The organism is Dactylosporangium sp. NPDC051087 (assembly GCF_055586325.1).
The window spans coordinates 185,949-198,240 of the sequence record NZ_JBVJIJ010000021.1 but is presented as its reverse complement, the minus strand read 5'-3'; the positions used below and the strand labels follow the sequence as shown (position 1 = coordinate 198,240).

At 73.1% G+C, this 12,292-nt stretch carries 12 protein-coding genes; 7 read left to right on the top strand and 5 right to left on the bottom strand.

What is annotated here, in order from left to right; all coding sequences use genetic code 11:
- Positions 1 to 206: 206 nt before the first annotated feature.
- From ACZ6TV_RS35880 to ACZ6TV_RS35870, 3 genes are read right to left on the bottom strand one after another with little or no spacing between them, the layout of a single operon-like run.
- On the bottom strand, positions 207 to 698 hold the full coding sequence (locus tag ACZ6TV_RS35880; RefSeq protein ID WP_465302402.1) for a hypothetical protein: 492 nt from the start codon (positions 696 to 698) through the stop codon (positions 207 to 209).
- A 27-nt stretch (positions 699 to 725) separates the two neighbouring features.
- A complete protein-coding gene (locus ACZ6TV_RS35875; RefSeq protein ID WP_465302400.1) occupies positions 726 to 1,415 on the bottom strand; it encodes an HAD family hydrolase in 690 nt (229 codons plus the stop codon).
- 38 nt (positions 1,416 to 1,453) lie between these two features.
- Complete coding sequence (locus tag ACZ6TV_RS35870; RefSeq protein WP_465302398.1) at positions 1,454 to 2,254, bottom strand: MOSC domain-containing protein; 801 nt, start codon at positions 2,252 to 2,254, stop codon at positions 1,454 to 1,456.
- A gap of 96 nt (positions 2,255 to 2,350) precedes the next feature.
- Here ACZ6TV_RS35870 and ACZ6TV_RS35865 point away from each other — a divergent pair, with 96 nt between their 5' ends.
- The 7 genes from ACZ6TV_RS35865 (at position 2,351) to hutH (ending at position 10,434) form a co-directional block, all read left to right on the top strand.
- Positions 2,351 to 3,211, top strand: coding sequence for a MurR/RpiR family transcriptional regulator (locus tag ACZ6TV_RS35865; protein ID WP_465302396.1), 861 nt, complete (start codon positions 2,351 to 2,353; stop codon positions 3,209 to 3,211).
- Positions 3,212 to 3,224: 13 nt separating this feature from the next.
- Positions 3,225 to 4,874 carry a urocanate hydratase gene (hutU, locus tag ACZ6TV_RS35860; RefSeq protein WP_465302394.1) on the top strand — a complete coding sequence of 550 codons (1,650 nt, stop codon included), beginning with the start codon at positions 3,225 to 3,227 and terminating at the stop codon, positions 4,872 to 4,874.
- Between the two features lie 2 nt (positions 4,875 to 4,876).
- Complete coding sequence (locus ACZ6TV_RS35855; protein WP_465302530.1) at positions 4,877 to 6,082, top strand: allantoate amidohydrolase; 1,206 nt, start codon at positions 4,877 to 4,879, stop codon at positions 6,080 to 6,082.
- Positions 6,083 to 6,168: 86 nt separating this feature from the next.
- Entirely contained in the window at positions 6,169 to 7,512 is a 1,344-nt protein-coding gene (locus ACZ6TV_RS35850) for a formimidoylglutamate deiminase (RefSeq protein ID WP_465302392.1), read from the top strand.
- Positions 7,509 to 7,751 (top strand): hypothetical protein, encoded by a 243-nt coding sequence (locus ACZ6TV_RS35845; RefSeq protein WP_465302390.1) that lies wholly within the window; start codon positions 7,509 to 7,511, stop codon positions 7,749 to 7,751. Before ACZ6TV_RS35850 ends, ACZ6TV_RS35845 begins: the two co-directional genes overlap by 4 nt.
- Positions 7,748 to 8,917: an imidazolonepropionase gene (hutI, locus tag ACZ6TV_RS35840; RefSeq protein ID WP_465302388.1), complete on the top strand. Its 1,170-nt coding sequence runs from the start codon at positions 7,748 to 7,750 to the stop codon at positions 8,915 to 8,917. Before ACZ6TV_RS35845 ends, hutI begins: the two co-directional genes overlap by 4 nt.
- Positions 8,914 to 10,434 carry a histidine ammonia-lyase gene (gene hutH / locus ACZ6TV_RS35835; protein WP_465302386.1) on the top strand — a complete coding sequence of 507 codons (1,521 nt, stop codon included), beginning with the start codon at positions 8,914 to 8,916 and terminating at the stop codon, positions 10,432 to 10,434. The genes hutI and hutH overlap by 4 nt, the downstream gene beginning before the upstream one ends.
- 528 nt (positions 10,435 to 10,962) lie before the next feature.
- Here hutH and rdgB read toward each other — a convergent pair.
- Both rdgB and rph read right to left on the bottom strand, forming a co-directional pair.
- Complete coding sequence (gene rdgB, locus ACZ6TV_RS35830) at positions 10,963 to 11,559, bottom strand: RdgB/HAM1 family non-canonical purine NTP pyrophosphatase (RefSeq protein ID WP_465302384.1); 597 nt, start codon at positions 11,557 to 11,559, stop codon at positions 10,963 to 10,965.
- Positions 11,556 to 12,284: a ribonuclease PH gene (rph, locus tag ACZ6TV_RS35825; RefSeq protein ID WP_465302382.1), complete on the bottom strand. Its 729-nt coding sequence runs from the start codon at positions 12,282 to 12,284 to the stop codon at positions 11,556 to 11,558. Before rph ends, rdgB begins: the two co-directional genes overlap by 4 nt.
- Positions 12,285 to 12,292 lie beyond the last annotated feature (8 nt).

The window sequence follows — 12,292 nt, the reverse complement described above, 5'->3', positions numbered from 1 at the left end:
CAACGCCGGATCGACCGATCGCAGACCTCGTCGTCGAGGCTACGGGTTCAACTCCCGTTCGGGCCTCCAAACCTGGCCCGATAGCTCAATCGCAGAGCGCGACGCCTTCAAGCTGATCTGCGACCTTAAACGTGCCGGTGTGTGCAATTGGGCGGCAAACCGAGGCCCGGGGATGGATACTCCCCGGGCTTCACCAATTCCCGGCCTCAGCGCGCGGAGCTGCGCATCCGGTTGAGCGCCGCCTCGGCCACCTCGGGGTCGTCGACGCTGACCGTGAACTCGCGACCGGCGAAGTCGAACAGCAGCGCGGGCCCTGACCGCACGATGACGGCCCTCCCCCGGCCGGGGATCCAGGTCCATCCCCAGCGCTGGGCGAGGCCCGGCCGCACGTCGACGGCGCGCAGGCTGTTGACCATGCGCAGCGGCACCGTGATCGGTGGCATCGGCAGCAGACCGTGCCGGATGCGCACGTTGTACATGCTGATCTGGACGCCGACGTGCGCCATCGCCGCGGCCCAGACCATGGCGGCGACCGCGGCGACCGCCAGCAGCACGGCGGCCGCCAGGGTCTTCGCCCGGTCGAACGGGTGGTCCGGGAACAGCGTCACCGCGCCCGCGGCGCAGGCCACCCCGGCCAGCGCTCCGACGGCGGCGCGGCGATGCCCGACGGCTTGTCCCGACCACAGCAGAAATGACACGCGCGTTGTTCTACCAGAGGCGCCGGCTCAGACGGCGCGTGCCCTGACCGCCTCGGCGAGGTGGGTCAGCGACTGGACGACGGCGTTGCTGCCCTCGCCGCCGTGCAGCATCTTGCGGGGTTCGCGGATGCGTTCGACGCCGATCGCGTGGGCACCGGCCCGTTGCGTCGCGGACATGGCGGAGAACGTGGCGCACACCACCGCCGTCTCTCCCGGGTGGGCGCCGATCGCCTCCAGTACCGGAGCCATCGTGCGGACCGCGGGATGCCGCATCGCGAAGCCGCGCCCCAACGCCGGCCCGACCAGGGCGCGCAGGCCGTGCAGGTGCAGGAACCGCCCCACCGACGACTCGCTGTGCGGCGCGTAGACGGTGACGGCGCGGCCGGTGGCGCGGCACGCGTCGAGCAGTTCGGGCGCGCCCGCCGTGATGGGCGCCCGGCCGGCGGCGTCAAGCTCCGCGTCGTGGACGAGCTGCTCGGCACGCCTGCCGGGGTCCTCGCCGGCGGTGTACGCCTCGGCGAGCATGTCGAACGGGTTGTCGCCGGCGCCGACCAGGATCGACATCTGATGGCCCGTGTCGAGCAGCATCTCGCGGACCTGCCTGGCGACCGCCCCGGGCTCGGGCAGCAGGTTGCCGAGCACGCTGAACGTCAGCACCACGTGCGCGGTCCGGTCCAGGATCTCGGCGAGGTGGGGCCGGACCCGCAGGGGTGTCACCCCTTGATCATGACGCGTCACCCGCCCCGCCGGGTCCGTTATGCCACGATCACCTCGTCGCCCACGGCGATCTTGCCCTCGTGGTCCGGGATGAGGTTGACGCCGAACAGCAGGCCTTCCGGGAAGCGGCGGCGCTTGCCGAGGATGTGCAGCGGCTGGCGCCCCTTGTCCCCGGTCTCCGGGTCGAGGGTGGTCATGACGCAGCGGCTGCACGCCTTCGGCACGCGGAACGACACGTCGCCGATGACGATCCGGCCGCCGATCCAGCCGTCCTCGGCCCAGGCCGGCGCGCCGCTGACGACCACGTTGGGCCGGAAGCGGGTCATCTCGACCGGGTCGTCGCCGCCCTCGGCCAGCCAGTCGTTGACGGCGTCGAGCGAGGCGGCGTTGACGAGCAGCAGCGGGAAGCCGTCGGCGAAGCTGACCGTGTCGCCGGGCTCGCTGAAGCCGGGCTCCACCGGACGGCGGGTCGGGTCGTCGAGATAGACGAGCGTGACCGGACGGCCGATCACCTCAGAGATCCATCGGTCCGCGGGTGTACCGGCGGGGGTGGCCGCGATCCACAGGAAGAAGTGTTTGACGTCGACGGTGCTGCCGTCGGGGAACGGGACCCAGAGGTCCTGCATGCCGGGCGCGCGCAGCAGGAGGCCGCCGTCGCGCGGCTCGGGCCGGATCCTGCCGAGCGACGGGGTGTCGCGCTGGGTGACCAGCTTCGCGTTGCCGTCGACGACGAGCCAGCGGCGGTCGCCGGCCAGCCCCCAGGGCTCCACCTGGGCGGACTCCGTCTCGACCCGGTAGCAGCTCTTGATGGGATACGTAGCCAGATAGGTCAGCCGCACTGTGTCAGCCTCGCACGCCGGGACCCGGGTTAGGCAACACTGTGAATGACTTGATGCGCTTGACTGTGGTCTGAAACGAGTCTTACATTCGAGGGCATGACCACGGAGATGGAGCGGCGGCTGCTGGAGCTGTTCGACGGGCAGCGCCTCACGCCCGCCCAGCGGCGCATCGCCCGCTGCCTGGTCGACAACGCCGGCCAGGCGGGCTATCTCTCCAGCGGCGACGTGGCCTCGCTCGCCGGGGTGAGCCAGCCGTCGGTCACCAGGTTCGCCACCGCGCTGGGCTTCGACGGCTATCACGCGCTGCGCGACGAGATCAGGGTCACCTTCGACGGATATCAGCACCGCCCGCCCCGCGACGACGAGCCGGTCGAGGCCGACACCAACCAGTTCCAGCAGGCCCTGGCCGCCGAGATCGCCAATCTGCAGCGCCTCGCCGACGCGCTCGCCGACCCCGCGCCGCTGGCCGAGGCGGGCAAGCTGCTGATCGGCAGCCGGCCGCTGCCCGTGTTCGGCATGCGGGCCGCCCGCGCGCTGGCCACCGCGTTCAGCTATTTCGCCGCGAAGGTCCACCCCGACGTTCGCCCGCTGCACGAGCACGGCAGTCTGCTGGCGGATCGGCTGGATCAGGCACGCGCGGCGGGCGCAGTTGCCATGCTGGCGTTTGTGCTGCCCCGGTATCCGCGCGAGGCGGTCGACGCGCTGCGCGAGGCACGCGCCGCCGGTCTCACGGTCGTGACCGTCACCGACTCGCCGGTCAGCCCGGCCGCGGCGGAGTCCGACCTCGTCCTGCCCGCGGCCGTCGGGTCGCGGCTGGTGTTCGACTCCCACGGCGCCCCGACGGCGATGGTGACGATGCTGCTGCAGGCCATGTGCGACGCCGCGCCGACAGAGACCCAGGCCCGCCTCGAGTCGTTCGAGCGGTCCGCCGCCACCCGCCAGGTCTTCCTGCCCTAACCCGAGGAGTTCCATGGAGACGGTCCGTGCCCCTCGCGGCACCAAGCTGACGGCCCGCGGCTGGCAGCAGGAAGCCGCGCTGCGCATGCTGATGAACAACCTCGACCCCGACGTCGCCGAGCGGCCGCAGGACCTGGTCGTCTATGGCGGCACGGGCAAGGCCGCGCGCGACTGGCCGTCGTTCCGGGCGCTGGTGCGCACCCTCACCACCCTCGCGCCCGACGAGACGATGCTGGTGCAGTCCGGCCGCCCCGTCGGCGTGCTGCAGACCCACGAGTGGGCGCCGCGGGTGCTGATCGCCAACTCCAACCTCGTCGGTGACTGGGCGACCTGGCCGGAGTTCCGGCGGCTCGAGGCGCTCGGCCTGACCATGTATGGGCAGATGACCGCCGGCTCGTGGATCTACATCGGCACCCAGGGCATCCTGCAGGGCACCTATGAGACGTTCGCCGCGGTGGCGGAGAAGCGCTTCGGCGGCACCCTCGCCGGCACGCTGACGCTCACCGCCGGCTGCGGCGGCATGGGCGGCGCCCAGCCCCTCGCCGTCACCATGAATGGTGGCGTCTGCCTGATCGTCGACGTCGACCGGGCACGCCTGGACCGGCGGGTCGCGACCCGCTATCTCGACGTCGTCGCCGACTCGCTCGAAGAGGCGGTGCGGCTCGCGGTCGAGGCGAAGGCCGCCCGCCGGGCGCTGTCGGTCGGCGTCACCGGCAACGCCGCGGTGCTGCTGCCCGAGCTGCTGCGCCTGGGCGTGCCGGTCGACATCGTCACCGACCAGACCTCCGCGCACGACCCGCTGTCCTATGTGCCGATCGGGATCGAGCCCGGCGACGCCGCCGACTACGCGGCGAAGAAGCCCGAGGAGTTCACCGACCGGGCCCGGCACTCGATGGCCCGGCACGTCGAGGCCATGGTCGGGTTCCTCGACGGGGGCGCCGAGGTCTTCGACTACGGCAACTCGATCCGCGGCGAGGCGCAGCTGGGCGGGTTCGACCGGGCGTTCGCGTTCCCCGGGTTCGTGCCCGCCTACATCCGGCCGCTGTTCTGCGAGGGGAAGGGGCCGTTCCGCTGGGCCGCCCTGTCGGGCAACCCGGCCGACATCGCCGCCACCGACCGGGCCGTGCTCGACCTGTTCCCCGAGAACGACTCGCTGCACCGCTGGATCCGCATGGCCGGCGAGCGGGTCGCGTTCCAGGGGCTGCCCGCCAGGATCTGCTGGCTCGGGCAGGGCGAGCGGGACAAGGCCGGCCTGAGGTTCAACGAGATGGTCGCCGACGGCACCGTCGAGGCGCCGCTGGTGATCGGCCGCGACCACCTCGACACCGGCTCCGTCGCCTCGCCCTACCGGGAGACCGAGGCGATGCGCGACGGCTCCGACGCGATCGCCGACTGGCCGCTGCTCAACGCGCTGGTCAACACGGCCTCCGGCGCGTCATGGGTGTCGATCCACCACGGCGGTGGCGTCGGCATCGGCCGGTCGCTGCACGCGGGGCAGGTGTCCGTCGCCGACGGCACCGAGCTCGCGGCGCAGAAGCTGGCCAGGGTGCTCACCAACGACCCGGCGATGGGCGTGCTGCGGCACGTCGACGCCGGCTATGACGAGGCCACCGAGGTCGCCGGGCGGACCGGGCTCCGGGTGCCGATGGGAGAGACAGCATGACGATGACGGGGGAAAGGTTCGCCGCACTGTGGGGGTCGCTCAGCCCCATCGGCAAGGCCGGCGGCGACGGTGGCTATCTGCGGCACTCATGGACCGACGCCGACATGGTCTGCCGGGAGTGGTTCGTCGAGGAGGCCCTCGACCGCGACCTCGAGGTGGAGGTCGACCGCAACGGCAACCTGTGGGCATGGTGGGGCTCCCCCGACGGCGAGGGTGCCGTCGTCACCGGCAGCCACCTCGACTCGGTGCCGCACGGCGGCGGCTATGACGGGCCGCTCGGCGTCGTCTCCGGGCTGCTCGCCATCGACCGGCTCCGCGAGCGGGGAGTGACGCCGTCCCGGCCGCTGGCGGTGGTGGTCTTCACCGAGGAGGAGGGCGCCCGCTTCGGCGTGCCGTGCCTGGGCTCGCGGCTGCTCACCGGCGCGGTCGACCCGGCACAGGCGCTGCGGCTGCGCGACCGCGACGGCACCTACCTGGCCGAGGCCATGGGCAAGGCCGGCCTCGACGTCGACGCGCTCGGCCCCGACCCCTCGCGGCTCGCCCGCATCGGCGCCTTCGTCGAGCTGCACGTCGAGCAGGGCCGCGCCCTCGACGTGCTCGACGAGCCCGTCGGGGTGGCGAGCGGCATCTGGCCGCACGGGCGCTACCGGCTCGACTTCTCGGGCGAGGCCAACCACGCCGGCACCACCAGGATGAGCGACCGGCACGATCCGATGCTGACCCTCGCCCACACCGTCCTCGCCGCCGACGAGACCGCCCGCGCACACGGCGCCCACGCGACCGTCGGCCGGGTCGACGTCGCACCCAACGCGACCAACGCGATCGCCGCCCGCGCCTCGGCCTGGCTCGACGCGAGGGCCGCCGACACCGACACCCTCGACCGGCTCGTCACCGCGATCCAGCACCGGGCCGAGGAGCGCGCCCGCCACGACGGCACCCACGTCACCCTCTCGCCGGAGTCGGTCACGGGCGAGGTCGCGTTCACCGGCGACGTGAGCCGGCTCGCGGCGCTGGAGCTCGGCGCTCCCGTCCTGCCGACCGGCGCCGGCCACGACGCGGGCGTCCTGTCCAAGCACGTCGACACCGCCATGCTGTTCGTGCGCAACCCGACCGGGATCTCGCACGCGCCGCAGGAGTCGGCGTCGGACGCGGACTGCGCGGTCGGCGTCGAGAAGCTCACCGACCTGCTCGCCCGGCTGTGCCAATGACCCGTCCTTCGGCTTCGGCGTCGGCTTCGGGTCCGTTGACGGCTCCGGGCGGGTCGCCGGGTGCGGGCTCCGGCGCGGGTGCTGGGGTGCTGCGGTTTCACTGCGCGTGGGCGTGGTTGCCGGGCGGGGTCGCGGCCGATGTGCTGATCGAGGTGGTGGACGGCAGGTTCGCCGCGGTCACGCCCGGCACCGCGGGCGACGGGCTCGACGCGGTCCGGCTGCCGGGGGTGACGCTGCCAGGGTTCGCCAACGCGCATTCGCACGCGTTCCACCGGGCGTTGCGCGGGCGGACCCACGGCGGGCGGGGCACGTTCTGGACGTGGCGCGAGCAGATGTATTCGGTGGCCGCCGCCCTCGACCCCGACACCTACTTCCTTCTCGCCCGCGCCGTGTACGCCGAGATGGCCCTGGCCGGCATCACCTGCGTAGGCGAGTTCCACTACCTGCACCACGGTCCGGGCGGGACGGCCTATGACGACCCCAACGCGATGGGCGAGGCGTTGATCGCCGCGGCGGGCGAGGCGGGCATCAGGATCACGCTGCTCGACACGCTGTACCTGACCTCGGGCGTCGACGGGAGCCCGCTCGAAGGGGTCCAGCTGCGCTTCGGCGACACGGGCGTCGACGGGTGGGCGCAGCGCGTCGGACGGCTCAAGGCCCGACCGCACGCGAAGATCGGCGCCGCCGCGCACAGCGTGCGGGCCGTGCCGGCGGCCGCGCTGGGTGAGTTCGCACGGCTCACCGAGGACGTGCCGACCCATGTGCACCTGTCGGAGCAGCGCGCCGAGAACGACGCCTGCCTCGCGGTGCACGGGCGCACCCCGACGGAGCTGCTCGCCGACCGGGGGCTGGCGGGCCCGAGGGTGACCGCCGTCCACGCCACCCACCTCACCGACACCGACCGGACCGAGCTCGGCGACAGCGGCACCGGCGTGTGCTTCTGCCCCACCACCGAGCGCGACCTCGCCGACGGCATCGGCCACGCGTGGGCCCTCGTCGACGCGGGCAGCCCGTTGTCGCTCGGCAGCGACAGCCACGCGGTGATCGACCCGTTCGAGGAGGCCCGCGGCGTCGAGATGCACGAGCGGCTGTACACCGAGCACCGCGGCCACTTCACCGGCACCGACCTGGTCACCGCCGCGACCGCCACCGGCCACGCGTCCCTCGGCTGGACCGACACCGGCGGCATCACGCCGGGCGCCCGCGCCGACCTCGTCACGATCTCCCTGACCTCACCCCGCACCGCCGGCTGCGACCCGGCGGCGGTGATGTTCGCCGCGACCGCCGCCGACGTCCGCCACGTCGTCGCCGACGGCCGCGTCATCGTCCGCGACGGCGTCCACCTCACCGTCCCCGACGTCGGCGCCGCGCTGACCGCCGCCCTGCACACCATCGACCGGTCAGCACTCCCCGGCAGGCGACAGCGATGACACCGATCCAGGCCACCACCATCCGCGCCACCACCTTCGACGCCCTCACCATCGGCGCCGCCACCATCGGCGCCGGCACCACCATCGCCACCCAGGTGCCGGCGGACGGCGCGGGTGACGCGCTCGGCATCCGGCGACAGACGGCGGTCGTCGTCGACGGCAGCGATGCGCTCGTTGCCCGCTCGCCGAGTGGCGGCGTCGTCATTGCTGGGGCGTACATCAGGGGCGGGGTGCGATGAGGGCGATCCTGGTCACCAACATCGGGGAGCTCGTCACCTGTGTGCCGGGGCGGGGTGAAGGGCCGCTCGGCATCCGGCGGCAGGCGGCGATCGTCGTCGATGACCGGAAGGTCGCGTGGATCGGGCGGGCCGTGGACGCGCCGGCCGCCGACGCCCGGGTCGACGCCGGTGGGGGTGCGGTGCTGCCCGGGTTCGTCGACAGTCACTCGCACCTGGTGTTCGCCGGGGACCGGGCGGCGGAGTTCGCGGCGAGGATGGCGGGCGAGGCGTACACGGGCGGCGGCATCCGCACGACCGTCGGGGCGACCAGAGCGGCCGGCGACGAGCAGCTGCGGACCAATGTGGCCAGGTTGCGGGGTGAGGCGCTGCGGCAGGGCACCACCACGATGGAGATCAAGTCGGGGTACGGGCTGACCGTCGCGGACGAGGCCCGGTCGTTGCGGGTCGCGCGGGAGTTCACCGCCGAGACGACGTTTCTCGGCGCGCACGTCGTGCCGGCCGAGTACGCGGGACGGACCGACGACTACGTGAGCCTCGTCTGCGGGCCGATGCTGACCGCGGCCAGGACCGCCGGGGCGCGGTGGGTGGACGTGTTCTGCGAGCGGGGCGCGTTCGACGCCGACCACTCGCGCGCCATCCTGACCGTCGGCGCGGCGGAGGGGCTCGGCACCCGGATCCACGCCAACCAGCTGACGGCCGGGCCGGGGGTACAGCTGGCCGTCGAGCTCGGGGCGGCGTCCGCGGACCACTGCACGCACCTGACGCCGGCGGACATCGCGGCGCTGGCCGGGTCCTCGACGGTGGCGACGCTGCTGCCGGGGGCGGAGTTCTCGACGCGGTCGCCGTACCCGCCGGCGAGGGCGCTGCTCGACGCCGGGGCGACGGTCGCGCTCGCCACGGACTGCAACCCCGGGTCGTCGTACACGACGTCGATGCCGTTCTGCGTGGCGCTCGCGGTCCGGGAGATGGCGATGACGCCGGCGGAGGCGGTGCTCGCGGCCACCGCCGGCGGCGCCGCGGCGCTGCGCCGGGACGACGTCGGGCAGTTGCGGGTCGGCGCGCGCGGCGACCTCATGATCCTCGACGCGCCTTCGTATCTGCATCTGGCGTACCGGCCGGGTGTGCCCCTCGTATCCACCGTCATGCTCAATGGGGAGCTGTGTTGATCACCGTCACCGCCTCAGGCATCACCCCCGCCGACCTCATCGCGGTCGCGCGGGGCAACGCGCGGGTGACCCTCGCGCAGGACGCGCTCGACGCGATGCGCGCCAGCCGGTCGATCGTCGACGCCATCGAGCGTGACGGCCGGCCGGTGTACGGCGTGTCCACCGGGTTCGGCGCGCTGGCCAACACGTTCATCGCCCCGGAACGCCGCGCCGAGCTGCAGCACGCGCTGATCCGCTCGCACGCGGCCGGCATCGGCGCGCCCATGCCCCGGGAAGTGGTCAGGGCGATGATGCTGCTGCGGATCCGCTCCCTCGCCATGGGTCGTTCGGGGGTACGGCCGGAGATCGCCGCCGGCCTGGTCGACCTGCTGAACTCGGACATCACGCCGTGGGTGCCGCAGCACGGCTCACTCGGCGCGTCCGGGGACCTCGCGCCCCTGGCCCACTGCGCGCTGGTCCTCATCGGCGAGGGCTGGGTCCTCGCCAAGGACGGCACCCGGATCAGCGCCGTCGACGCGGGGGTCAGCCCGATCGCCCTGTCGTCGAAGGAGGGGCTGGCGCTGATCAACGGTACCGACGGCATGCTCGGCATGCTGCTGCTGGCGATCTCCGACGCGGCGCACCTGTTCACGATGGCCGACGTCACCGCCGCGCTGTCGATCGAGGCGATGCTCGGATCCGACCGGCCGTTCATGCCCGAGCTGCACACGATCCGCCCGCACCCCGGCCAGGCCGCCTCCGCCGGCAACCTGCACCGCCTGCTGCAGGACTCCCCGATCATGGACTCGCACCGTGACGACCTCGAGCACGCGGTGCAGGACGCGTACTCGATGCGGTGCGCCCCGCAGGTCGCCGGCGCCGCCCGGGACACGCTCGACTTCGCGACGACCGTCGCCGCCCGGGAGCTGCTGTCGATCGTCGACAACCCGGTCGTGCTCACCGACGGCCGGGTCGAGTCGACCGGCAACTTCCACGGCGCGCCGCTCGGGTTCGCCGCGGACTACCTCGCGATCGCGGCGGCGGAGGTGGGCGCGATCGCCGAGCGGCGCGTCGACCGGATGCTCGACGTGTGCCGGTCCCGGGACCTGCCGCCGTTCCTGACCCCCGACGCGGGGGTGAACTCGGGTCTGATGATCGCGCAGTACACGGCGGCCGGCATCGTCGCGGAGAACCGGCGGCTCGCGTCGCCGGCCAGCGTCGACTCGCTGCCGACGTCGGGCATGCAGGAGGACCACGTCTCGATGGGCTGGGCCGCGACCCGCAAGCTGCGCACCGTGCTGGACAACCTGTGCAGCATTCTCGCGGTGGAGCTGCTGTCCGCGGTACGAGGGCTGCAGCTCCGCGCTCCCCTCACGCCGTCGGTGGCGGGGCGGATCGCGATGGCGGCGGTCGAGCAGCACGCGGGCCAGCCTGGACCGGACGTGTTCCTCGCCCCCGTCCTCGAGTCCGTCCGCTCCACGATCTCGAGCCGCGACCTGCTGACCGCCATCGAACGGGAGGTCGGCACCCTGGCCTGAGTCACGCGGTGGCGGGTTCTGCCTGATCGACAGGGGCTGGCCGAGGTCGGCCGTCCCCTGTCGATCGACCGAGGTCTGGCCAGGTCAAGCCGAGGGTTGCCGCTCAGCGCGGAGGCACGGTCACCAGCCGCGGAGGACCGCCGCCGGCTGCGGACGCACGTCGCCGGCCGCGGAGAGCCGCCGCTTGGCCGCGAAGGCAAGCGACCCACCTCGTGAAGGCAAGCCACCCGCTATGGAAGCTGCCCACCGCGGAAATGCTGGCCGCCGCGCAAAGCCAGCCGCCGCGCAAAGCCAGCCGCCGCGGAAAGCTGGCCACCGCGGAAAGCCAGCCGCCGACTGGCAGGGCCGACGACGCCGTCGAGGACCAGCCGTCGAGCCCCAAGCAGTCGAGCCCCAAGCAGTCGAGCCCCAAGCAGTCGAGCCCCAAGCAGTCGAGCCCAAGCGGTCGAGCTCAGTGGTCGAGGGCGTCGAGCGTCGAGGGTCGGCCCCCGGCGGTCAAGGAGCGCCGGGGGCCGGGGTAGGTAGGGGTCAGAGGGTGGCGGCCAGGGCGCGGAAGGCCTTGCCGCGGTGGCTGATGGCGTCCTTCTCGGCCGGGGAGAGTTCGGCGGTGGTCAGGTCGTGGCCGTCGGCGACGAAGACGGGGTCGTAGCCGAAACCGCCGTCGCCCCGTGGGGTCCTGATCAGGCGGCCGCGCATCTCGCCGAGGAAGACCTGCTCGCGGCCGTCGGGCCAGACGAGGGCGGCGGCGCAGACGAAGGCGGCGCCCAGGTGTTCGTCGGGGACGTCGCCGACCTGGGCGAGGACCAGGCGGAGGTTGGCGCCGTCGCGGTCGGGGGTGCCGCTGGGCAGGCCTGACCAGCGGGCGCTGAAGACACCGGGCATGCCGTTGAGGGCGTCGACGGCCAGGCCGGAGTCGTCGCCGACGCTGGGCAGGCCGGTGACGGTGGCCGCCTCGCGGGCCTTGAGCAGGGCGTTGTCCTCGAAGGTGAGGCCGGTCTCCGGCGACTCGGGATACGCCGGCACGTCGTCCAGGCCGACCAGCTCGACGTGCGGGGCCGACTCGGCGAGGACCCGGCGCAGCTCGATGAGCTTCTTCGCGTTGCGGGTCGCGAGCAGCAGCTTCATCCGGCGATCGCCTTCTGCTGGAGGGCGGTGAGCTCGGCGCAGCCGAGGGCGCCCAGGTCGACGAGGAGGTCGAGCTCGGCGCGGGAGAACACGGCCTGCTCGCCGGTGCCCTGGACCTCGACGAAGTCGCCGGTGCCGGTGCAGACGACGTTCATGTCGACGTCGGCGATGACGTCCTCCTCGTAGCACAGGTCCAGGCGCGGCTCGCCGGCGATGATGCCGACGCTGACGGCGGCGACGGAGCGGTGCAGGACCTGGGCGGGCTTGCCGGCGAGCTTCTTGTTGCCGGCCAGGTAGGCGACCGCGTCGTGCAGGGCGACATACGCGCCGGTGATGGCGGCGGTGCGGGTGCCGCCGTCGGCCTGCAGGACGTCGCAGTCCAGGACGATCGAGTTCTCGCCGAGGGCCTTGAGGTCGATGCAGGCGCGGAGGCTGCGGCCGATGAGGCGGGAGATCTCGTGGGTGCGGCCGCCGATCTTGCCCTTGACGCTCTCCCGGTCGTTGCGGGTGGTGGTGGCGCGGGGCAGCATCGCGTATTCGGCCGTGAGCCAGCCGAGGCCGGAGCCCTTGCGCCAGCGCGGCACCCCTTCGGTGACGCTGGCCGTGCAGAGCACCCGGGTGTTGCCGAACTCGACGAGCACGGACCCCTCCGGGTGCATGCTCCACTGGCGGGTGATCGAGACGGGTCGAAGTTGATCTGCTGCGCGAGCATCCGGTCGAGCCATGCGGTCCA